Genomic DNA, 20,835 nt, shown 5'->3' on the forward strand with positions numbered 1-20,835 from the left:
CCCTCCGAAAGGGGGACCGATGAGCGTGCACCACCCCGAGCCGGGCTCCTCCCGCCGCCACTTTCTCGGCCTGGTTGGCCTCGGCGTGGCCGCCACCACCGCCGGCCCGCTGCTCGCCGGCTGTTCCGAGAAGCCGGCCGGCTCCGGCGGCGCCCAGCAGCTCGACGCCGTCTCCGGCGTGCTGCCGACGCACCGGGATCTGACCGGCGCCATCAAGCCCGACATCGTCGGCACCCGCCCGGTGCCGGACGGCTACACCAGCTACCCGGCCACCCTCGTCGACGCCGTCACCGAGAAGCCTGGCACCAGCGGCAAGCAGGTCACCGCGATGACGCCCGCCTGGGGCCCGGCGCCGACCGGCATCGCGCAGAGCGCCTACCTCCAGGCCGTCAACGCCGAGCTGGGCACGCCGGTCAACTTCACCGTCCAGGACGGCAACACCTACGCCGACAAGCTCAACGCGATGCTCGGCGCCCGCGACGTGCCGGAGCTGCTGTGCGTGCCGAGCTGGGAGGTGGAGAAGATCCCGCGCTTCGCCGAGGCGATCAAGGTGCTCTTCGAGGACCTCACCGACCACCTCAGGGGCGACGCCGTGAACGCGTACCCGATGCTGGCGAGCTTCCCGACCGGGGCCTGGCGCCAGGCGGTGTGGAACGAGCGGCTGGTGTCCGTGCCGAACCCCACCGACGGGCCCTTCCCCTGGGCGCTGTTCGCCCGCAAGGATCTGCTCGACGCGCGCGGCCTGGCGCTGCCGGCCAACCTGGACGATCTGCTCTCCGCCGCCAAGCAGGTCACCGACCCGGCCCGCAAGGTGTGGGCGTTCGACGACGTCTTCGCCATGATCCAGATGTTCCACCGGGTGCCCGGCGCCAACCAGGGGTGGCGGCTGCGCTCCGACGGCACGCCCGAGTTCAAGTACGAGACCCCGGAGTTCCGCCAGGCGCTCGAGGTGATGGCCAAGATCTACAAGGACGGTCTCGTCCACCCGGACATCCTGGCCAGCCGGGGCGCGGACGCCAAGCAACTGTTCGCCAAGAACGGCGCGATCGTCTTCAAGCAGGACGGCGTCGGCTTCTGGCAGGGCGCCCAGGCCGAGCACCAGAAGACCAACCCGGCGTTGAACATCCAGCCGGTGCCGATCTTCTCCGCCACCGGTGGCGACCCGCTGGTCTGGGGCGAGGACAAGCCGATCTCCTACACCTTCGTCAAGAAGGGCCTCGGCAAGGATCGGGTCCGGGAGCTGCTGCGGATCATCAACTGGTGCTCCGCGCCGCTCGGCAGCCAGGAGGCACAGCTCCGCGACTTCGGCGTCGAGGGCAAGCACCACACCAGGTCGCCGAACGGGCCGGTGAAGACCGACCTGGCGTTCAAGGAGATCGCGAACCAGTACTTCTTCATCAGCGGCCGTAACCCCACGATCGGGCCGTTCCCGGAGACGCCCCGCTACGTGCCGGACGTGCTGACCTACTCCAACCGGATGGTCACGTTCCTGGAGAAGAACCCCTGGGCCGGGGTCAAGCTGGAGATGCCCGCCGCCTTCAAGGCCAACCAGGTGCCCACGGAGGACAAGTTCACCGACGTCCTGCGGGGCCGGCGTCCGCTCGGCGACGTGGACGCCATCGTCGCCGAGTGGAAGTCCAACGGCGGGGAGGAAGCCCGCAAGCTGCTCGCCGACTCGCTGCCCAAGGCGGCCAAGTGAGCGAGCCGGCCGTCGTGGTCGGGCCCGAGCGGGCCCGACCCGACGCCCCGGCCCCACCGGTACGCGCCCCCCGCCGTCGCCGGGTGCCGCTGGGCAGCCGGTTGCGCCGCGACTGGCAACTGCTGGCCATGGTGACGCCCGGGTTCGCCATCCTGCTGGTCTTCAGCTACCTGCCGATCGCCGGCAACGTCATCGCGTTCCAGGACTACAACCCCTACCTTGGTGACAACCCGTGGCAGGCGTTCACGCACAGCAACTGGATCGGCTTCGGCCAGTTCCAGCTCCTCTTCGACGACCCGGCCTTCTGGGACGCGTTCCGCAACACGCTCGCCATCACCGCCTTCCAGCTCGTGTTCTTCTTCCCGTTGCCGATCCTGCTCGCGGTCATGCTGCACAACCTGCTCTCCAGCCGCCTGCGTGGCATCGTCCAGACCGTCGTCTACCTGCCGCACTTCTTCAGCTGGGTGCTGGTGGTCACCTTCTTCGTCGCCATGCTCGGCGGCGCCGGGTTACTGGCGCAGACCATGCGCGACGCCGGGATGCAGCCGTGGCACGTGATGACCAACCCGGACACGTTCATCGTCCTGGTCACCGCCGAAGCGGTGTGGAAGGACGTCGGCTGGGGCACCATCGTCTTCCTGGCCGCGTTGTCCAGCATCGACCAGAACCTCTACGAGGCAGCCGCCGCGGACGGCGCCGGACGGTGGCGGCGGCTGTGGCACATCACGCTGCCCGGCCTGCGTCCGGTGATCGTCCTGCTGCTCATCCTGCGCCTGGGCGACGCGCTCTCGGTCGGCTTCGAGCAGTTCCTGCTGCAACGCGACGCGGTCGGCCGGCAGGCGGCAGAGGTGCTCGACACCTTCGTCTACCACTTCTCCATCGCCACCGGAAACTACGGCTACGGCGCGGCGGCCGGGCTGTTCAAAGCCGTCATCGGCCTGGTGCTGATCCTGGCCGCGAACCGGGTGGCGCACCTGCTCGGCGAACGAGGGATCTACTCGAAGTCATGACCGTGACCATCCGCCGGCCGCCCGGCGCCCGCGCCCGCCGCCCGGCCTGGGAGGAGCCCCCGACCCCGGTCGGTCAGGGACTCAAGGCCGTCCTGCTCACGCTGCTGGTGCTCGGGGTGCTCTTCCCGCTCTGGGTGGTGCTGGTGACCAGCCTCTCCTCCCGGCAGACCATCGCCGACGCCGGCGGCCTGGTGGTCGTGCCGAGGAGCATCGACACCTCGGCCTACCAGACCATCCTCGCCGGCGGCGCGGTCACCAGGGCGCTGTGGATCAGCACGCTCGTCACCGTCTTCGGCACCGTGGTCGCGCTGACCGTCACCGTGCTGGCCGCGTACGGGCTGTCCCGGCCGGGGTCGTTCGGGCATCGCTGGCTGCTTGCCTACTTCCTCCTCCCGTTCCTGGTCTATCCCCCGCTGGTGCCCCGCTACCTGGTGGTCACCGGGCTGGGCCTCAAGGACACCATCTGGGCGCTGGTCCTGCCGCCGGCGATCAGCGTGTTCAACCTCGTCGTGGTGCGCGGCTTCTTCCAGGGCATCCCGCAGGAGCTGCTGGACAGCGCCCGCATCGACGGGGCGAGCGACTTCCGTACCCTGGCTCGGATCGTGCTGCCGCTGTCGCGCGCGGTCATCGCCGTGGTCGGCCTCTTCTATGCGGTCAGCTACTGGAACGTCTGGTTCGACGCGCTGCTGTTCATGGACCGCAACGACATGTACCCGATCCAGCGGGTGCTCCAGAGCTACCTGCTGGCCGGGCAGGAGCCGCACACCGCCGGCGGCACCACCGGGGTGAACATGCCGCCGACCGAGGCGGTCAAGATGGCGGTGGTGGTGCTGACCGTCGCGCCGATCGTCGCGGTCTATCCGTTCGTCCAGCGGCACTTCATCAAGGGCGTGCTGATCGGCGCGGTCAAGGGCTGATCAGGGCACCGGCTCTCACCTCGATCGGAATCGAGTCTTGCTATGCAACAAGTTGCATAGCAAGATGGCCGGCATGTCGCTGGAGCACGCCATCCTCGTCTCGCTCCTGGAGCAACCCGCCTCCGGCTACGAGCTGGCCCGGCGCTTCGACCGCTCGATCGGCCGCTTCTGGACCGCCACCCACCAGCAGATCTACCGCGTGTTGCGGCAGATGGCCGGGGACGACCGGATCACCGGCGTCGAGATCGGCCAGGACGGCCTGCCGGACAAGACGATCTGGTCGGTCACCCCGGCCGGCCGGGCCGCGCTCGTCGACTGGCTGCACGCCCCGGTGCGCCCGGAGGCGGTCCGGCACGAACTCGCCGTCAAGATCCGCGGCGCCGCCTTCGACGGCCCGGCCGGCCGCGCCACCCTGGTCGCCGAGGTCGAGCGCTACCGCGCCGACCACGAGACCGTCCTCGCCGGCTACCTGGCCGGCGAGCGCCGCGACTTCGGCGACCCCGCCCCGTCCGACGCCCGGGCGGCGCTGCAGCACGTCGTGCTGCGCGGCGGCATCGCGTACGAGCGGATGGTGCTGGCCTGGCTGGACGACGTCCTGGCCACCCTCCGCGCCCTCGACCCCGACCCGGAAAGGCCACCCGCGTGAGCGACCCGCTGCTGTTCCACCCGCACCACCACGACCCCGCCGACCTGGACGAGACCTCGCGGCGACTGCTGCGCGCCACGATCGACTGGTTCGAGGACCGCGGCAAGCGCGCCCTGGTCGACAGCTACCACGCCCGCGAGTGGTACGCCGACTTCCTCGACTTCGCCGCCCGGGAACGCCTCTTCGCCACCTTCCTCACCCCGTCCGCCGACGGCGCGGACGACAAGGACAAGCGCTGGGACACCGCCCGCAACGCGGCGCTCAGCGAGATCCTCGGGTTCTACGGCCTCGGCTACTGGTACACCTGGCAGGTCACCGTGCTCGGCCTCGGGCCGGTCTGGCAGAGCGGCAACGCCGCCGCCCGGGCCCGCGCCGCCGAGCTGCTCGACCAGGGGCACGTGATGGCGTTCGGCCTCTCCGAACGCGCGCACGGCGCCGACATCTACGCCACCGACATGCTGCTCACCCCGGACGGCGAGGGCGGCTTCCGGGCCACCGGCGGCAAGTACTACATCGGCAACGGCAACGTCGCCGGCCTGGTCTCCGTCTTCGGCCGGCGCGCCGACGTCGAGGGCCCCGAGGGCTACGTGTTCTTCGCCGCCGACAGCCGGCACCCGGCGTACCGGCTGGTCCGCAACGTGGTCAACGCCCAGATGTACGTCTCGGAGTTCCGGCTGGCGGACTACCCGGTGCGGGCCGAGGACGTGCTGCACACCGGTCCGGCCGCCTTCGACGCCGCGCTGAACACCGTCAACGTCGGCAAGTTCAACCTCTGCACCGCGTCCATCGGCATCTGCGAGCACGCCATGTACGAGGCGGTCACCCACGCCCACGGCCGGGTGCTCTACGGCCGGCGGGTCACCGACTTCCCGCACGTGCGCCGCGAGCTGACCGACGCGTACGCCCGCCTGGTGGCGATGAAGCTGTTCAGCGACCGGGCGGTGGACTACTTCCGCTCGGCCGGCCCGGACGACCGCCGCTACCTGCTGTTCAACCCGATGACCAAGATGAAGGTCACCACCGAGGGCGAGAAGGTGATCGACCTGCTCTGGGACGTCATCGCCGCCAAGGGCTTCGAGGCCGACACCTACTTCGACAAGGCCGCCAAGGACATCCGCGGGCTGCCGAAGCTGGAGGGCACGGTGCACGTCAACCTGGCGCTGATCCTCAAGTTCATGCCGAACTACCTGTTCCGGCCGCAGCCGCACCCGGCGGTGCCGACCCGCCGCGACGCGGCCGACGACGAGTTCCTGTTCCGGCAGGGCCCGGCCCGCGGCCTCGGCGCGATCCGCTTCCACGACTGGCGCGCCGCCTACGACGCGTACGCCCGGGTGCCCAACGTGGCCCGGTTCCGGGAGCAGGCCGACGGCCTGGTCGCGCTGCTCGCCGCGCACGCGCCGGACGAGACGCAGCAGCGTGACCTGGACTTCCTGCTCACCATCGGCCAGCTCTTCGCGCTGGTGGTCTACGGCCAGCTCATCCTGGAGCAGGCCGAGCCGGCCGGCCTCGACACGGACCTGCTGGACGAGATCTTCGACCTGCTGGTCCGGGACTTCTCCGGCTACGCCACCGAGCTGCACGGCAAGCCGGCCAGCACCGACGAGCAGGCCGCCTGGGCGCTCGCCCACCTGCGACGCCCGGTCGTCGACGCCGACCGCACGGCCCGGGTGTGGCAGCGGGTGGCCGACCTGGCCGGGGCGTACGAGATGCGGCAGTGACCGGCGAAATCGGCAGGCGGGGCGGCAGGCCCGGCCGGTAGGTTGCACGGATGTTCGCGATCGCCCTGACCGACGACGCCGAGCTGCGGCCGTTGCAGCCCTGGCACGCCGACGAGTTCCTCGCCAACCTCGACCGCTGCCGGGAGCACATCGCGCCCTGGGTCGGCGCGTCGTTCGTGGCCACCGACGCCGAGTCGGCCCGCCGGGTCCTCCAGGCGTACGCCGACCGGTGGGCCCGCGACGACGGCGGGATCTGGGGCATCTGGCAGCGCGGCACGCTCGTCGGGGGAGTGCTGCTGGTGTCGCTGAGCACCGCCCGCGGGGTGTGCGAGGCCGGCTGCTGGCTGGAGGCGGAGGCCCAGGGCCAGGGCCTGGTCACCCGGGCCGCCCGGATCGTCGTCGACTGGGCGGTCCGGGAGCGCGGCATCCACCGGGTCGAGTGGGTGACGCGGGCCGGCAACGAACGCAGCATCGCGGTCGCCAGGCGCCTCGGCATGCGCCGCGACGGGGTGCTCCGGGGCGCCGCGCCGGTGCCGGAGGGCCGGGCCGACATGGAGGTCTGGTCGGTGCTGGCGCCGGAGTGGACGGCCTGAGCGACTTTCTTGTCGTACCCGGACGTCAACATGTGTCCATGGCTGTCCCCGCACTGGCCGACCGGTCCCCCCAGCCGCGCGCCCTGCCGCTGCGCGAGGTCCGCACCCGGCTCACCCAGCTCGTCTCCCTGGCCGAGCTGACCGACACCGTCACCGTCGTCACCCGCGACGGCGACCCCCGCCCGATCGCCGCGATCGTGCCCGCGCCGGCCGCCCGCACCGGCGCGCAGGCCCGGGCCGACGCGGAGCGGGTGGCCGCGGTCAGCGCAGGCTGGGCCCGTCGCCTGGAGGAGCTGCACCGCCAGTCCGGCCGGCGACACGCCGCCGAGCTGCGCGCGCTGACCGACGCGCTCGCCGAGGCGTGGGCCGAGCTGGATCGCCGTGCCCCCGCCGGCGACCCGGCGCTCACCCGCCTCAGGGCCGCCCACGCCGACCTCCTACGCCGCCCCTGACAGTGAGCTCCCTCCGGCGCGGCCCCGCCGGGGCGCTCGGCCGCTCGGGCGCGGCGGATTGTCGAGCTGGTGGCGGGTGGTGATCACGAAGCAGCGGAATTGTGCGCCGTGGAACGGCGCACGGAACCCCGGGTTGGCCGGGCCGACGCGGTGGTGCTGCCGCGACGCCCGGGCGGTCGGGCCGCCCGGGCGTCGCCGGTCGGGTCAGCTCCGGCCGCGCTCGGCGCGGTAGCGGCGGATCAGCTCGGCCGTGGAGGTGTCCACCTCGGCGAGGTCCGGGTCCGGCCCGGTGAGCTTCGGGGCGAGTTGGTTGGCCATCACCTTTCCCAACTCCACGCCCCACTGGTCGAAGGCGTTGATGTCCCAGACCGCGGCCTCGGTGAAGACGATGTGCTCGTAGAGCGCGATCAACTGGCCCAGCGTCGACGGGGTGAGCTTCGGCGCCAGGATCGACGTGGTCGGGTGGTTGCCGGCCATCACCCGGTGCGGCACCACCTCGGCCGCGGTGCCCTCGGCCTCCACCTGCTCCCGGGTCCGCCCGAACGCCAGCGCGGCGGTCTGCGCGAAGAAGTTCGACATGAACAGGTCGTGCATGTCGCCCAGGTCGTGGTTGGGCCGGCTGAACGCGATGAAGTCCGCCGGGATCAGCCGGGTGCCCTGGTGGATGAGCTGGTAGAACGCGTGTTGACCGTTGGTGCCGGGCTCACCCCAGAAGATCTCCCCGGTGGGGCACGTGACCGGCGCGCCGTCGACGCGTACCGACTTGCCGTTGCTCTCCATGGTGAGCTGCTGGAGATAGGCCGGGAACCGGTGCAGATACTGCGCGTAGGGGAGCACGGCGTGCGTCTCCGCGTTGAGGAAGTCGGTGTACCAGACGTTGAGCAGGCCGAGCAGCGCGGGCACGTTGCGCTCGACGGGCGTCGAGCGGAAGTGTTCGTCGACGGCGTGGTAGCCGGCCAGCATCTCGCGGAACCGGTCCGGGCCGACCGCCAGCATCACCGACAGCCCGACCGCGGACGGCAGCGAGTAGCGCCCGCCCACCCAGTCCCAGAAGCCGAACATGTTCTCCGGGTCGATGCCGAAGTCGCGGACCCGCTGCTCGTTGGTGCTGACCGCGACGAAGTGCCGGGCGACGGCGTCGTCGTCGGCGTCCAGCCCGGCGAGCAGCCAGCGCCGCGCCTGGTCGGCGTTGGCCAGCGTCTCCTGGGTGGAGAACGTCTTCGAGACCACCACGAAAAGCGTGGACGCCGGGTCCAGGTCGGTGGTCTTGTCGTGGATGTCGGTCGGGTCGATGTTGGACACGAACCGGCAGGCGATCCCGGCGTCGCGGTAGGCCTTCAGCGCCTCGTACGCCATCACCGGGCCCAGGTCGGAGCCGCCGATGCCGATGTTGACCACGGTGGTGATCCGCTCGCCGGTGTGACCGCGCCACGCGCCGGAGCGCACCCGCTCGGCGAACGCCGCCATCCGGTCGAGCACGGCGTGCACGTCGGCGACGACGTCCTGGCCGTCGACCGTGAGGGAGGCGTCGCGGGGCAGGCGCAGCGCGGTGTGCAGCACCGCGCGGTCCTCGGTGACGTTGATGTGCCGCCCGGCGAACATGGCGGCGATCTTCCTGGTCAGGCCGACCCGCTCGGCGAGCGCGGTGAGCAGCGCGACGGTCTCGTCGGTGACGAGGTTCTTGCTGTAGTCCACGTGCAGGTCGGCGACCTCGCCGGTGAGCCGTTCGCCCCGCTGCCCGTCGGCGGCGAAGAGTTCACGCAGGTGGGTGCCGCGCATCGCCTCGGCGTGCTTGCGCAGCGCCTGCCATTCGTCCGTGGTGGTGACGTCCACAGCCATCGGGTCGATCTTCTCCTTCACGACGGGCGGTCGGCGTTCGCCGGCGACCCCACCAGCCTGCCACCCGTGGCCGGTCGCCGCGACGCGACCCGGCGTCGCCCACCCGTGTGCGCGTCCGGCGCGACACGCGGTTCAGACACGTGTTCGACACGCCGGTCACTGGCTGACACGCTTCGATTGCCGAAAGTAATATTCTGCTGCCCGAGCGTCGCAGGAGGTGCCATGGCCGGGGTGATCCAACCGCGTTCCGCGGCCGATCCGTCGGAGCCGGCCGGCGAGTCGGCGCTGCCGGAGCTGGTCGATCCGCACTGGATGCACCGCGCGACCGAGTTGGCCGGCACCGGCTTCTGGTCGGTGGCGCGGCGGCTGCCCGAGCTGGTCCGCGAGGCGACCAGCCTGGCCTGGTCGAGCAGTCGCCGGGACACCGCGGCGTCGCTCGGCCTCAACGTCGCCGCCGGCGTGCTCACCACGCTGGGCCTGCTCGCCACCACCGGCGTGCTCCAGCAGCTCTTCGCGGCCGGTCCGACGCCGACCCGGATCCGCGCGGCGCTACCGGCCCTGGCGTTGGCCGCAGCGGCCGTCACCGCGCGCGGCGCGCTCACCGTCGCCGCCGGGTGGGCGCAGGCCCGCCTCATCCCGCAGATCAACTACACGGTCGAGCGGCGCCTGTTCGAGACGACCTCCGAGGTCGAGCTGGCCGCCTTCGACGACGCGGGCTTCGCCGAGGAGATGGACCGAGCCCGCGACCGGGGGGTGGCGGAGGCGGGATCCCTGGTCAACGACACGGTCAACCTGGTCACCGGCGTGGTCGGCGTGGCGGCCACCGCGGCTGCGGTGACCATCATCCACCCGCTGCTGCTGCCCTGCCTCCTGGTCGCCGCGGCCCCGGAGGCGGTGACGGCGGTGCGGATGGCCCGTCGGCAACGTGTCGACTGGCTCGCCCGGATCACCCGCCGCCGCCGCAAGTGGATGCTGGGCGACCTGATGGCCAACCGACACACCGCCGCGGAGATCCGCGCCTACCAGATGCGCGACTTCCTGCTCTCGGAATACCGGCTGATGACGCGCCTGGAGACCCGCGCGGAGCTGAGCCTGGCCCGCGCCCAGACGATCACCCGAGGGGTCGGCCTCTCCGTCACCGGGGTCGCCACGTTCGGGCTCTACCTGGTGCTCGGTGGGCTGCTGCTGACCGGCGTGGTCGCGCTCGCGGCGGCGGCGACCGCGCTGCTCGCCCTGCAGTCCGCGCGCGGCAGCCTGCGTACCGCGATCTTCGCCACCAACTCGCTCTACGAGGACGCCCTCTACTACCAGGACTACCGGGACTTCCTCGACCGCGCCGGCCGGCGCATCCCGACCGGCGGCGACCGCCCGGTCGACGGGTTCGACCGGATCGACCTCGACCGGGTCAGCCTGCGCTACCCGGACACCGAGGCCGCCGCCGTGGACGAGGTCAGCCTCAGCTTCCGGCGCGGTGAGGTGGTCGCGCTGGTGGGGGAGAACGGCTCCGGCAAGACGACGCTGGCCAAGCTGATCGCCGGCCTCTACCGGCCCACCGGCGGCAGCATCCGCTGGGACGGGGTGGACGCCGCCGACCTCGACCCCCGGCAGCTCGCCGCCCAGGTCGCGGTGATGAGCCAGGACTGGTGGAAGTTCCCGTTCACCGCCGGGCAGAACATCCGGGTCGGCCGCCACGACCGGACCGGCCGGGACGGACCCACCGTGGAGGCCGCCGCGCGGGACGCCGCCGCGCACGACATGATCAGCGAGCTGCCGTTCGGGTACGACACGTTGCTGGACCGGCAGTTCAAGAACGGCCAGGACCTGTCCGGCGGGCAGTGGCAGCGGCTGGTGGCCGCGCGTGGCCTCTACCGCGACGCCCGGCTGCTGATCTGCGACGAGCCCTCCGCCGCGTTGGACGCCCGCGCCGAGCACGCCCTCTTCGCGCACCTGCGCCGGCACCCGGACCGGACCGTCGTGCTGATCACCCACCGGCTGGCGAACGTCCGGCACGCCGACCGGATCTTCGTGATGGACCACGGCCGGCTGGTGCAGTCCGGCGACCACGACACGCTGATGGCCGCCGACGGGCTCTACCGGGAGCTGTTCGAGTTGCAGGCCGCCGGCTACCTGGCCGGGGCGCACGGCTCCGCCGGCGACCGTTGACCTCCAGCGCACTCGAACTCCTAGGTTGACCGGACCGGCCGCCGCCCGGTCAGCGCGGCGTCACATCCTGGAGTTCCCATGCGCTACCGCGTTCTCGGCGGCACCGGCATCGAGGTCAGCGTCCACTGCCTCGGCACGATGATGTTCGGCGCGGTCGGCAACCCCGACCACGACGACTGCGTCCGGATCGTGCACGCCGCGCTGGACCGTGGCATCAACATGGTGGACACCGCCGACATGTACTCGGCGGGCGAGTCCGAGGTGATCGTCGGCACGGCGCTGCGCGGCCGGCGCGACGACGTGGTGCTCGCCACCAAGGTGCACTTCCCGATGGGCGAGGGCCCCAACCGGGGCGGCAACTCGCGGCGCTGGATCGTCCGCGCGGTCGAGGAGAGCCTGCGCCGGTTGGGCACCGAATGGATCGACCTCTACCAGATCCACCGGCCCGACCACACCACCGACGTCGAGGAGACCCTCGGCGCGCTCACCGACCTGGTCCGGGCCGGCAAGATCCGCGCGTTCGGCTGCTCGACCTTTCCGGCCGACGAGATCGTGGAAGCCCAGCACGTCGCCGAACGACGGGCGCTCGGCCGGTTCCGCACCGAGCAGCCCCCGTACTCGATCCTGGCGCGCGGGATCGAGACGTCGGTGCTGCCGGCGTGCCGCCGTCACCGGATGGGCGTGCTGGTGTGGAGCCCGTTGGCCTCCGGCTTCCTGTCCGGCCGCTACCGCCGTGACCGGCCGGTCGACCTCACCGCCGGCCGGCCCGCGCTCACGCCGGCCCGCTTCGACCCGGCGCTGCCCGGCAACGCCGCCAAGTACGCCGCCGTCGAGGACCTGGCGGCGCTCGCCGACGAGGTCGGCTGCACGCTGCCGCACCTGGCGGTGGCGTTCACCGCGGCGCACCCGGCGGTCACCTCCACGATCATCGGACCGCGCACCATGGAGCAACTGGATGCGCTGCTCGCCGGCGCGGCGCTGACGCTCGACGACGCGGTGCTCGACCGGATCGACGAGATCGTGCCGCCGGGGGTGAACCTCTACCAGCCCGACGGGGCATGGTCCCCGCCGACGCTCACCGATCCCGCGCTGCGCCGCCGCCCACTGCCGGAGCGCGCCGCCGCCTGACCCGCGGTGCTCGTCCTGGCGGCACCGTGCTCGCGGTGCTGACGGTTCGTGTGCTCGTACTCGGGATGCCCGCTTCGTCGGGCCAGCCGGCAAGCCCGACGGCGCCCATCGGCGCGGCGCTGGAACCGCCGTCCGGAGATCTTGGTATGAAATGGCCCTCATAGGGGCGCTTTCGTACCAAGATCTTCCTCGCGCTGGCTGGTTGCTGGGGGCGGCGGGTTGGGGCAGGATCGCCGGAATGCTCCGTCCCCGACCTCGCCGCGTCGCCGCCGTCGCCGTGCTGGCGCTGCTCACCGCCGGCTGTTCCCCGTCCGGGGCCGACCCCGTCGCGTCCGGGGCCACCGCCGGACCCGACCTGGCCGCCACCGCTCGTGGCGCCTCGTCCGGTACGCCGGCCGGGTCCGCGAGCGCCACGCCGGGGGCGCCGTCTGCCTCGAGCGCGCCGGCGCCGGCCGTCCGGGTCGGGATCGGCACCCGGCCGAACGCCCCGGCCCGGGCCTGCACCGTCTTCCCGGCCGACAACGTCTGGCACGCCGACGTCTCCCGGTTGCCGGTGCACGCCCGCTCCGCCGCGATGGTCGGCGCGATCGGGGCGGGCGCGACAGTGCACGCCGACTTCGGCTCCGGGCAGTGGGAGGGCGCGCCGATCGGCATCCCGGTCACCGTCGTCCCGGCCGAGCAGCGGAAGGTGCCGGTCACCTTCGGGTACGCCGACGAGAGCGACCCCGGGCCCTACCCGATCCCGCCCGACGCGAAGGTCGAGGGCGGCCCGTCCGGCACCGGTGACCGGCACGTGATCGTCTGGGACCGGGCCGGCTGCCGGGCGTACGAGCTGTTCGACGCGCACCGGTCCGGCGCCGGCTGGCGGGCCGGCTCGGGTGCGGTCTTCGACCTGCGGTCGAACCGGATGCGCCGGTCGGGTTGGACCTCCGCCGACGCGGCCGGGTTGTCCGTGCTGGCCGGGCTGGTCCGCTACGACGAGGTGGCCGCCGGCCGGATCGACCACGCGATCCGGGTGACCGTGCCGCGTACCCGCACCGGGTGGACGTGGCCGGCCAGCCACTCCGCCTCGTCGGCCACCGACCCGGCGCTGCCGCAGCTCGGCCAGCGGCTGCGGCTCAAGCGCTCGGTCGACCTGTCCGGGCTGCCCCGGCAGGCCCGGATCGTGGCCCAGGCGATGCGGACCCATGGGCTGATCGTGGCCGATCACGGCTCGGCCTGGTACCTCTCCGGCGCGCCGGACCCGCGTTGGGACAACGACGCGTTGCACGCGCTGGACCGCCTGCGCGGCAGCGACTTCGAGGTGGTGGACGCCGCCGGCCTGACGGCCGATCCGAGGTCCGCTGCCGTCCGGTGAACCGGCCGCCGTCCGGTGGGCGGGCCGGCAGTCTGCGCTGCTCGACGTCGGTCCGGGCGCCTGGCCGGGCGGCGTGCCGCGACAACCCGGTCGACGTCGTCCGGCCGAGCGCCCACACTGTCCGGGTGGAACAGCGTGACCTGGTGCGGGTGAGCAGGCGGATGTCGCTGGCGTTGCGCCACCGACCCGACCGGTTCGGCCTGACCCTCGACCGCGCCGGCTGGGTGCCGGTCGCCGACCTGCTCGCTGCGATGCGGATCGGCCGTGCCGAACTGGACGCCGTGGTGGCCGGCAACGACAAGCAGCGCTTCGCGGTCGAGCCCGGCCCGGACGGGATCGACCGGATCCGCGCCAGCCAGGGGCACTCCGTCGCCGTCGACCTCGGCCTCGGCCCGGCCGACCCGCCGGGCCGGCTCTTCCACGGCACCGGCGAGGACGTGCTGGCCGCCATCCGGGCGCAGGGGCTGCGCCGGGGGCGGCGACACCACGTACACCTGTCGGCGGACGTGCCGACGGCCCGGCGGGTCGGCGCGCGCCGGGGTGGCGCGGTGGTGGTGCTGGCGGTCGACGCCGCGGCGATGGCCGCGGACGGCTACGCCTTCTACCGGTCCGCGAACGGGGTGTGGCTGACCGACACCGTGCCGCCGGCCTACCTGCGTGTCAGCACGCCGTGACCGGGTGCGCCACCACCGCGTCGAAGAGGTAGGCGAGCGTGTTCGGCGCGGCCCGATCGGGCTGACCGGCGCCGGTGCGGTCGGTGGCGCGGGCGCGCAGCGTGTGCCGACCGGCGGCCGGGGGACTCCAGCGGGCGGTCCAGCGCTGCCAGGGGCCGCCCCGGTCGGCGGCGACCAGATCAGCCGGGCGCCACCCGTCGCCGGTGTCCACCTCGACCCGCTCGATCGGGCCGCTGCCGGACCAGGAGCGGCCGCGCAGCAGCACCTCCTCGCCGGCCGTCACCCGGGCGTCCCAGGCCAGCTCGAACGCGCTCTTCACCGGCTGCGCGCCGAGCACCGTGCCGTCGGTCGGGTGGTCGGGGCCGAACAGCCGGTAGAACTGGGTGTTCCACGGCGAGAACAGCGGTGTGGTGGAGACCTCGACCGGGCCCACCCACTTGATCGAGGAGATGCCGATCCAGCCCGGCACCACCACCCGCACCGGGAAGCCGTGGTCGGCGGGCAGCGGCTCGCCGTTCATCTCGTACGCCAGCAGCACGTCGTCGAGCGCCTTGGCGATCGGCAGCGGCCGGCGGACCCGGCCCAGGTCGACCCCGCCGGTGACGTAGTGCGGGTCGAGGCCCTCGGGCATCACGTCGACCGCGTCGTCGCGCAGGCCGGCCCGGCGCAGCACGGCGCCCAGCCGCACGCCGCGCCAGCGGGCCACGCCGACGCCGCCCAACCCCCAGGCCACGCCCGGCGTCGGGTCGCCCTGCTGCTCGGCGAAGAACCGTCGACCGTTGCCGGCGCACTCGACGAGCGCGGTGCTCTCCTCGGCCGGCAGCCGGCGCAGGTCGTCGAGGCTGAACTCGACGGGTGCGGAGCGGGTGGGCGCGCCGTGCAGCCCGTCGCCGGACAACGACAGTCGCCAGGCGGCCGGGTCGAGGCGCGGGGTGACGGTGTGGTTGCGGACGAAGAAGCGGTCGGTCGGCACCACGTGGCCCTGTCCGGCCATCGCCGACCAACGCATCTCGGCGTTACTGCCCAGTGGGCGCAGCAGCTCCGGCGGCAGTGGCTTGACGATCGGCGGGTCCACGCCGACCGGGGCGGACTCCACCGCGACCGGCTCGCGTTCGGCCGCCGCGGCGGTGACCGCGGCCATCGCCGCGCCCAGCTCCCACAGGGCGTCGCGGTCGACGCCGGACCCGCGCGCCTCGCCGGCGAGCCACTGCCGGCTCCGCTCGGCGTCGTGCACTGCTTCGGCGGGGGAACGGTTCACGGGGGACCTCCGGTGCTCGGCGACGCTGCCTTTCCCTATTCAATCAATAGGACTTGGCGTCGCGTCGACCAAGGTCGGGGTCACTCCCGGCGCTGCCCGGCCAGGAAGTCGGCGAGCACCCGGGTGTGCGTGGAGAACGCCAGCTCGACCGGCTCGGTGAGCACCAGCCACTCGGTGGCCTCCTCGGTCGGCGCGGACGGCGGCAGGTCACCGGCCGGTCGCTCGGGCAGCACCCCGAAGACCATCATCGTGCCGCCGGCCGGGGCTCCGTGCACCGCGAACAGCCGCGCCTCGCCGGCGTCGGCGCGCAGCCCGGTCTCCTCCCACAGCTCACGCACCAGCGCCTCGGACCACTCCTCGCCGTATTCGATGAAGCCGCCCGGCAGTGCCAGCTCGCCGCGGGCCGGCTCGATGTCGCGGCGGACGGCCACCACGCCGAGGCCCTCCGGCGTGCGGACCGGCAGCACCGCCACCGCGACGGGCAGCGGGTTGCGCCACACCGTCTCGCCGCAGGTGGTGCAGACGCGCGGCCACCCGGCGCTCGCCGGGTAGGCCGCGCCGCAGAAGGAGCAGTGCGAGTACGCGGTCACGCCGCGCACGTTACCCGCCCCACCCCGGCCCGTCGTCGGTCGAGCCGTGCCGGCCGGGCGGGGGCGCCCGCCACGATTGCCCCGCCAACCGGGCGCGTGCCTCCGTCAGGGCGAAGCCGAGCAGGTTCTCGCCCTGCCAGGTCGCCGGGTCGGCGGCGCGCGGATCGTCGGCGGTGAGGCCGATGCCCCAGATGCGGTCGGTCGGGCTCGCCTCGACAAGCACCCGGTCGCCGGTGCCGAGCAGGAAACGCCGCAACGGCTCGTGCTGGCCGAACTTGGCCACGCTGCCGGCCACCACGATGTCCCAGCGGCGGGCCGCCCAGATCGCCTCGTCGAAGCCGCGCACCTGCCGCCCGAGCGCCTTGGCCCGGTGCGGATGCGACGCGCCGAGCACCCGCTCGGCGATCGCGTGGTCGTCGAAGAGGGTGGCCTTGTGCCACATCATCCAGTGCTCGGCGGTGGCGAACTTCCGGCCGTCCACGGTGAACGGCGCCGGCCACCACTGGCTGAGGCAGCCGGCGCCGACGCTGCCGTCGCGCTGCGGGCGGTGCCCCCAGAAGTGCAGGTATCTGATCGGTCGGCCGGCGTCGAGGGCGGCGGTCAGGTCGGCGACGGATCGGATCAGCACACCGGCATTCTGCCCGTCCCCACCGACACGCCCCCAACCGAATGCATCAACCGGGGCCCCGCCTCACACCTCGGCGCCGGTGTAGAAGGCGGCCACCCGCTCGCCGGCGGCGTGGGCCTGGGCGGCGGGGGTGCCGGCGTCGACGCTGGCCTCCGTCCACCGGTCGCCGGACGCGGTGACGAACCGGCGGCCCTCGTCGGAGCCCATCCACTCGGCCGCCGAGGCCGGGTCCACGCCCTCGCCGGCGGCGCCGAAGTGGGAGGCGAGGCCGAGCAGCGCGAGGTCCCAGCCGATGCCGACCGCGCCCGGACCGTACTCGGCCCACCGCTGGTCGTCGACGTGCGCGACATGCTCCAGCGCGAAGCGGGTACGCCCGGCGCCGGCGTCGCTCAGGCGGACCTCGATCCAGCTCACCTCGCCGCCGAACTCCCAGGTGGCGGCGAAGCCGTGCGGCGGGTCGCACCGCTGCACGGTGCCCTCGGCGTTGCCCTCGATCCGGTAGCGGCCGCCGACGCCCAGGTCGCCGGAGACCGGCAGGAACCAGCGCGGAATCCGTTCCGGGTTGGTGCAGGCGTCGAAGACGTCCTCCGCCGGCGCGTCGTACGTCTGGCTGACGGTCAGCACCCGCGCCTGCCCGGCGGGCAGCAAACGGTCGCCGATCCGGCGCTCGACGGCGCTGATCTGGCCGGTCACGTCGATCATGGGTCGGTCCTCTCGTCGTCGGGGTCGTTCTCGCGCAGCCTCCGTTCGCGGCGGCCCCGGGCCAGCTCGGTGGCGAGCGCGGCCAGCGGCGGCGCCCAGAAGCGGCGGAAGCCGGCCAGCCACGCGTCGATCTCGCGCAGCGGGCCGGGGTCGACCGCGTAGAGCCGGCGGGTGCCGTCGGCGCGCACGGTGGTGAAGCCGTGCTCGCGCAGCACCTTGAGGTGCTGCGAGACGGCGGGCTGGCTGATGCCGAACTCGCGCCGCACGGTCTCGCCGAGCTCGCCGGCGGGCTGCTCGCCGTCGGCGAGCAGCTCCAGGATCCGCCGTCGGACCGGGTCGCCGAGGACGTCGAAGGCGTGCACGACCTCTTTATATCATGACTGGCTTATATAAGTCAGCACTGTATTCTCATCGGATTCTCATCGAACTGTGCTCTGCTGGCCCCGATGGGTACGACAGTCCTGGTGGTCGACGACGAGCCGAACATCGTCGACATGGTGGCGACGGTGCTGCGGTTCCACGGCTTCGAGGTGGTCACCGCCGGCACCGCGCGCGACGCGGAGCGGTTGTCCGGCGAGAAGCCGCCGCACCTGGTGGTGCTGGACGTGCTGCTGCCCGACGGCGACGGGTTCGCGCTCTGCCGCCGCCTGCGTGCCGCGGGGCACCGGTTCGGCATCGTCTTCCTCACCGCCCGGGACGCGCCGCGCGACAAGATCGCTGGGCTGACCTGGGGCGGTGACGACTACGTGACCAAGCCCTTCTCGGTCGACGAACTGGTCGCCCGGGTGCGGGCCGTGCTGCGCCGGATCGGCCCGGACGCCGAGACCGGCGTCGGCCTGCTCCGCTACGCCGATCTGGAGTTGGACGAGGAAACCTGCCAGGCCCGCCGCGCCGGGCAGTTGCTCGCCCTCTCGCCCACGGAGTTCAAGCTGTTGCGCTACCTGATGCTCAATCCCGGCCGGGTGCTCAGCCGTACCCAGATCCTCGAGGCGGTGTGGAGCTACGACTTCGGCGGCGCGTCCAACGTGGTGGACACCTACGTCGGCTACCTGCGGCGCAAGCTCGAGCCGCTCGGGCCACCCCTGATCGTCACCCAGCGCGGGTTCGGATACGCGCTCCGGGCCGGCGGATGAGCCGCCTGCCGCTGCGGCGCAGCCTGCTCGCCGGCATGGTGGCGCTGACCGCGGTGGCGCTGCTGGTGGCCGGCGTGGTCAGCGTCGCCGGGCTGCGGTCGTACCTGCTGGACCGGACCGACGACCAGCTCCGCGCCGGTGCGGCGCTGGCCACCCAGCGGGTCGGGACGCTGCTGCGCGAACCCGGCGGGACGGCCCGCGCGGTCGTCGCGCCGTCCGACTACCTGGTGGAGATCCGGCACCCGGACGGCACGCTGACCCGGATCGGCGGCTCGCCGCCGGCCGTGCCGCTGCTGGACCGGGCGCCCGCGCCGCCCGCCGGCGGCGCTCCCGGCCCGGCGACCACGCTCGACGACGGGGCCTGGCGGGCGATCACCGTCCGGGCCGGCGCGGCGGTCGTGCTCATCGCGCTTCCGCTGGCCCCGGTACGCGAGACGGTGCGCCGCCTGGTGCGGGTCGAGGTGGCCGGCGGCGTGACCGTGCTGGTGCTGCTCGCCGCATTCGCCCGGGTGCTGCTGGTGCGGGGCCTGCGTCCGCTGGACCGGATCACCGAGACGGCGACCGCGATCGCCGGGGGAGACCTGGACCGCCGGGTCCCTCGGCATGGCGGTGGCGGTCGCGGTCGACGCCACGGTGGTCCGCGCGCTCCTGGTGCCGGCCACCATGGCCCTGCTCGGCCGGGCCAACTGGTGGCGGCCCGGCCGGCGGAGCCGGGCCACCGAGCGGCAGCCGCCGGTGCCGGTGGGCTGACGGCGCGCTGCCCGGTCCGTTGAGTTGAGCGGGGCCCCTTCCTCTACCGAATGCGTTAAGCAGGGGCCCCGCCTTACACCTCAGCCGCCGAGGCGGGCGGCGACCGTGCGGCGCAGCTCGGGCAGCCGGTCGTGCAGCAGCCCGGGGCACTGGGTGGAGTTGAAGTCCTTGTGCCCGTAGATCTCGGTGGGCGCGATGCCGTACTGCTGGCAGGTGAACGCGCAGAACCAGACCAGGCTGTCCCAGAGCGCCTGCGGCGGCTGCACGTCGAGGTAGATGCCGTCGTTCTCGATGCCGATGGCCTGGCTGTTCTGCCCGACGCAGTGCGCGCCCTGCACCATGCTCTGCCCGTGCAGCAGGCCGTAGAGGCTGCCGTGCCGGCCCTCGGTCAGGTAGCCGCCCCGGCTGTTGGTGAAGTGCTGGCCGGAGTCGAGCCAGCCGTTCGAGTCCATGTGCAGGTTCTGGATGTCGCGGGAGTTCCGGTAGGCCTGGGCGAGGCTGTAGTCGGTGGTGTTCGGGAACGCGGTGTGGTGAATGATGATCTTGTTGGGTCGGCTCTGCACCACGCTGACCGGCGACGAGGGCGGCCGGGCGCCCCAGGTCGCGCAGTTGGCGATGGTCGGCTGGTCGACCCGGGTCGCGGCGGCCCGCGCGTCATCGGCGCCGACCTGGGTCAGCGCGCCGACGCCGGCGGCGGCGCCGAGCAGGACCGCGCCGCGCAGCACGGCCCGCCGGGGGAGAGGAACGGACATCGGGGCCTCCTCGTGGGGTACGGGCGCCGCGGCGGGACGGGCCGTCGAGGCCCGCCCCGCCGCGTGGGTCAGCAGGTGCCGTTGCAGGCCAGCACCCGGAGCCGGTCCAGGGTGCCGTTCCAGACGTTCTGGTCGCCGGGGAAGGTGCCGGAGGAGGACCACTGCCAGAACGAGTACGTGCCCCAGCCGGCCGGCAGCGTGCCGACGCTGGACGAGTAGCGCGCGATCCACAGGGGGTTGTTGGCGGCGAACTGCGAGGTGTTGCCGGTGCAGGTGCTCCACCAGTCGGTGGTGGTGTAGATGGTGGCCCACCGGCCGGTGCGGGCGTGGTACTGGTTGACGAACGAGGCGATCCAGCTGCGCATCGACGCCTGGCTCAGCCCGTAGCAGGTGGCGCCGTACGGGTTGTATTCGATGTCGAGCGCGCCGGGCAGCGTCTTGCCGTCCCGCGACCAGCCGCCGCCGTGGTCGACGAAGTAGTTGGCCTGGGTGGCGCCGCTCGTGGTGTCCGGACGGGCGAAGTGGTACGCCCCGCGGATCATCCCGACGTTGTAGGAGCCGTTGTACTGCTGGGCGAAGTAGGCGTTGGTGTAGTAGGTGCCCTCGGTCGCCTTGACGTAGGCGAACCGGGCGCCGTTGGCCCAGGCGGTCGACCAGTTCACGTTGCCCTGGTAGCTGGAGACGTCCATGCCGGGTAGACCGGCCGGTGCGGCGTGGGCGGGGGCCGCGCCGATCAGGGCCACCGCGGCGGCGGTGACGGTGGCGAGGACGGCGGCGCCGGTGGTGCGCAGCGCCGTGCGCAGGAGACGGTGCATCTTTCCTCCCG

Annotated in this window: 21 protein-coding genes; 13 read left to right on the plus strand and 8 right to left on the minus strand. The window is 73.1% G+C overall.

Features of this window, described 5'->3' with window-relative positions; all coding sequences use genetic code 11:
* Window positions 1–19 precede the first annotated feature (19 nt).
* From O7618_RS07600 to O7618_RS07630, 7 genes are all read left to right on the plus strand, one after another.
* On the plus strand, window positions 20–1,699 hold the full coding sequence (locus O7618_RS07600) for an extracellular solute-binding protein (RefSeq protein WP_278105271.1): 1,680 nt from the start codon (window positions 20–22) through the stop codon (window positions 1,697–1,699).
* Window positions 1,696–2,709: an ABC transporter permease subunit gene (locus tag O7618_RS07605; RefSeq protein WP_278105272.1), complete on the plus strand. Its 1,014-nt coding sequence runs from the start codon at window positions 1,696–1,698 to the stop codon at window positions 2,707–2,709. The genes O7618_RS07600 and O7618_RS07605 overlap by 4 nt, the downstream gene beginning before the upstream one ends.
* On the plus strand, window positions 2,706–3,626 hold the full coding sequence (locus tag O7618_RS07610; RefSeq protein WP_278105273.1) for a carbohydrate ABC transporter permease: 921 nt from the start codon (window positions 2,706–2,708) through the stop codon (window positions 3,624–3,626). Before O7618_RS07605 ends, O7618_RS07610 begins: the two co-directional genes overlap by 4 nt.
* 73 nt (window positions 3,627–3,699) lie before the next feature.
* Window positions 3,700–4,272 (plus strand): PadR family transcriptional regulator, encoded by a 573-nt coding sequence (locus tag O7618_RS07615; protein WP_278105274.1) that lies wholly within the window; start codon window positions 3,700–3,702, stop codon window positions 4,270–4,272.
* The gene (locus tag O7618_RS07620) at window positions 4,269–5,990 is read left to right on the plus strand and encodes an acyl-CoA dehydrogenase family protein (protein WP_278105275.1); all 1,722 of its coding nucleotides are present in this window, start codon (window positions 4,269–4,271) and stop codon (window positions 5,988–5,990) included. Before O7618_RS07615 ends, O7618_RS07620 begins: the two co-directional genes overlap by 4 nt.
* Window positions 5,991–6,040: 50 nt before the next feature.
* Window positions 6,041–6,583 (plus strand): GNAT family protein, encoded by a 543-nt coding sequence (locus O7618_RS07625; RefSeq protein WP_278105276.1) that lies wholly within the window; start codon window positions 6,041–6,043, stop codon window positions 6,581–6,583.
* A gap of 38 nt (window positions 6,584–6,621) precedes the next feature.
* Window positions 6,622–7,035, plus strand: a complete 414-nt coding sequence (locus O7618_RS07630) for a type II toxin-antitoxin system Phd/YefM family antitoxin (protein ID WP_278105277.1) — start codon at window positions 6,622–6,624, stop codon at window positions 7,033–7,035.
* Between the two features lie 204 nt (window positions 7,036–7,239).
* Here O7618_RS07630 and pgi read toward each other — a convergent pair whose 3' ends face one another.
* Window positions 7,240–8,874 (minus strand): glucose-6-phosphate isomerase, encoded by a 1,635-nt coding sequence (pgi, locus tag O7618_RS07635; RefSeq protein WP_278105278.1) that lies wholly within the window; start codon window positions 8,872–8,874, stop codon window positions 7,240–7,242.
* A gap of 222 nt (window positions 8,875–9,096) precedes the next feature.
* On the opposite strand from pgi, the gene O7618_RS07640 reads away from it, so the two are divergent.
* From O7618_RS07640 to O7618_RS07655, 4 genes are all read left to right on the plus strand, one after another.
* Window positions 9,097–11,037: an ABC transporter ATP-binding protein gene (locus O7618_RS07640; RefSeq protein ID WP_278105279.1), complete on the plus strand. Its 1,941-nt coding sequence runs from the start codon at window positions 9,097–9,099 to the stop codon at window positions 11,035–11,037.
* 78 nt (window positions 11,038–11,115) lie between these two features.
* Window positions 11,116–12,165, plus strand: coding sequence for an aldo/keto reductase (locus tag O7618_RS07645; protein ID WP_278105280.1), 1,050 nt, complete (start codon window positions 11,116–11,118; stop codon window positions 12,163–12,165).
* Between the two features lie 238 nt (window positions 12,166–12,403).
* Window positions 12,404–13,522, plus strand: coding sequence for a hypothetical protein (locus tag O7618_RS07650; protein WP_278105281.1), 1,119 nt, complete (start codon window positions 12,404–12,406; stop codon window positions 13,520–13,522).
* Window positions 13,523–13,647: 125 nt separating this feature from the next.
* The gene (locus O7618_RS07655) at window positions 13,648–14,196 is read left to right on the plus strand and encodes an RNA 2'-phosphotransferase (protein ID WP_278105282.1); all 549 of its coding nucleotides are present in this window, start codon (window positions 13,648–13,650) and stop codon (window positions 14,194–14,196) included.
* On the opposite strand, the gene O7618_RS07660 is transcribed toward O7618_RS07655, so the two are convergent.
* The 5 genes from O7618_RS07660 to O7618_RS07680 form a co-directional block, all read right to left on the minus strand.
* Complete coding sequence (locus O7618_RS07660) at window positions 14,183–15,454, minus strand: sulfite oxidase (RefSeq protein WP_278105283.1); 1,272 nt, start codon at window positions 15,452–15,454, stop codon at window positions 14,183–14,185. The two genes, O7618_RS07655 and O7618_RS07660, sit on opposite strands and share 14 nt — an antisense overlap.
* Before the next feature lie 80 nt (window positions 15,455–15,534).
* On the minus strand, window positions 15,535–16,044 hold the full coding sequence (locus O7618_RS07665) for an NUDIX domain-containing protein (protein WP_278105284.1): 510 nt from the start codon (window positions 16,042–16,044) through the stop codon (window positions 15,535–15,537).
* Between the two features lie 10 nt (window positions 16,045–16,054).
* The gene (locus O7618_RS07670) at window positions 16,055–16,672 is read right to left on the minus strand and encodes an NADAR family protein (protein ID WP_278105285.1); all 618 of its coding nucleotides are present in this window, start codon (window positions 16,670–16,672) and stop codon (window positions 16,055–16,057) included.
* A gap of 63 nt (window positions 16,673–16,735) precedes the next feature.
* Window positions 16,736–17,374 carry an SRPBCC family protein gene (locus tag O7618_RS07675; protein WP_278105286.1) on the minus strand — a complete coding sequence of 213 codons (639 nt, stop codon included), beginning with the start codon at window positions 17,372–17,374 and terminating at the stop codon, window positions 16,736–16,738.
* On the minus strand, window positions 17,371–17,736 hold the full coding sequence (locus O7618_RS07680; RefSeq protein ID WP_278105288.1) for a metalloregulator ArsR/SmtB family transcription factor: 366 nt from the start codon (window positions 17,734–17,736) through the stop codon (window positions 17,371–17,373). The genes O7618_RS07675 and O7618_RS07680 overlap by 4 nt, the downstream gene beginning before the upstream one ends.
* Window positions 17,737–17,820: 84 nt before the next feature.
* Between O7618_RS07680 and O7618_RS07685 the strand changes: the two genes are divergently transcribed.
* Both O7618_RS07685 and O7618_RS07690 read left to right on the plus strand, forming a co-directional pair.
* Window positions 17,821–18,507, plus strand: a complete 687-nt coding sequence (locus tag O7618_RS07685) for a response regulator transcription factor (RefSeq protein ID WP_278105289.1) — start codon at window positions 17,821–17,823, stop codon at window positions 18,505–18,507.
* Entirely contained in the window at window positions 18,504–19,280 is a 777-nt protein-coding gene (locus O7618_RS07690) for a HAMP domain-containing protein (protein WP_278105290.1), read from the plus strand. The genes O7618_RS07685 and O7618_RS07690 overlap by 4 nt, the downstream gene beginning before the upstream one ends.
* Before the next feature lie 57 nt (window positions 19,281–19,337).
* On the opposite strand, the gene O7618_RS07695 is transcribed toward O7618_RS07690, so the two are convergent.
* Together O7618_RS07695 and O7618_RS07700 are read right to left on the minus strand one after the other, a co-directional pair.
* Window positions 19,338–20,009 carry a peptidoglycan recognition family protein gene (locus tag O7618_RS07695; RefSeq protein WP_278105291.1) on the minus strand — a complete coding sequence of 224 codons (672 nt, stop codon included), beginning with the start codon at window positions 20,007–20,009 and terminating at the stop codon, window positions 19,338–19,340.
* A 68-nt stretch (window positions 20,010–20,077) separates the two neighbouring features.
* A complete protein-coding gene (locus tag O7618_RS07700; RefSeq protein ID WP_278105292.1) occupies window positions 20,078–20,824 on the minus strand; it encodes a lysozyme in 747 nt (248 codons plus the stop codon).
* Between the last annotated feature and the right edge of the window lie 11 nt (window positions 20,825–20,835).

It is taken from the genome of Micromonospora sp. WMMD980, from assembly GCF_029626035.1.
Taxonomy (GTDB): Bacteria; Actinomycetota; Actinomycetes; order Mycobacteriales; family Micromonosporaceae; genus Micromonospora.

What these genes read in the sequence shown, in the direction of transcription:
- pgi (WP_278105278.1), bottom strand. Translation starts at nt 8,874, where the DNA reads ATGGCTGTGGACGTCACCACCACGGACGAATGGCAGGCGCTGCGCAAG.
- O7618_RS07650 (WP_278105281.1), top strand. Translation starts at nt 12,404, where the DNA reads ATGCTCCGTCCCCGACCTCGCCGCGTCGCCGCCGTCGCCGTGCTGGCG.
- O7618_RS07685 (WP_278105289.1), top strand. Translation starts at nt 17,821, where the DNA reads ATGGGTACGACAGTCCTGGTGGTCGACGACGAGCCGAACATCGTCGAC.
- O7618_RS07625 (WP_278105276.1), top strand. Translation starts at nt 6,041, where the DNA reads ATGTTCGCGATCGCCCTGACCGACGACGCCGAGCTGCGGCCGTTGCAG.
- O7618_RS07610 (WP_278105273.1), top strand. Translation starts at nt 2,706, where the DNA reads ATGACCGTGACCATCCGCCGGCCGCCCGGCGCCCGCGCCCGCCGCCCG.
- O7618_RS07640 (WP_278105279.1), top strand. Translation starts at nt 9,097, where the DNA reads ATGGCCGGGGTGATCCAACCGCGTTCCGCGGCCGATCCGTCGGAGCCG.
- O7618_RS07675 (WP_278105286.1), bottom strand. Translation starts at nt 17,374, where the DNA reads ATGATCGACGTGACCGGCCAGATCAGCGCCGTCGAGCGCCGGATCGGC.
- O7618_RS07695 (WP_278105291.1), bottom strand. Translation starts at nt 20,009, where the DNA reads ATGTCCGTTCCTCTCCCCCGGCGGGCCGTGCTGCGCGGCGCGGTCCTG.
- O7618_RS07645 (WP_278105280.1), top strand. Translation starts at nt 11,116, where the DNA reads ATGCGCTACCGCGTTCTCGGCGGCACCGGCATCGAGGTCAGCGTCCAC.
- O7618_RS07700 (WP_278105292.1), bottom strand. Translation starts at nt 20,824, where the DNA reads ATGCACCGTCTCCTGCGCACGGCGCTGCGCACCACCGGCGCCGCCGTC.
- O7618_RS07615 (WP_278105274.1), top strand. Translation starts at nt 3,700, where the DNA reads ATGTCGCTGGAGCACGCCATCCTCGTCTCGCTCCTGGAGCAACCCGCC.
- O7618_RS07690 (WP_278105290.1), top strand. Translation starts at nt 18,504, where the DNA reads ATGAGCCGCCTGCCGCTGCGGCGCAGCCTGCTCGCCGGCATGGTGGCG.
- O7618_RS07600 (WP_278105271.1), top strand. Translation starts at nt 20, where the DNA reads ATGAGCGTGCACCACCCCGAGCCGGGCTCCTCCCGCCGCCACTTTCTC.
- O7618_RS07630 (WP_278105277.1), top strand. Translation starts at nt 6,622, where the DNA reads ATGGCTGTCCCCGCACTGGCCGACCGGTCCCCCCAGCCGCGCGCCCTG.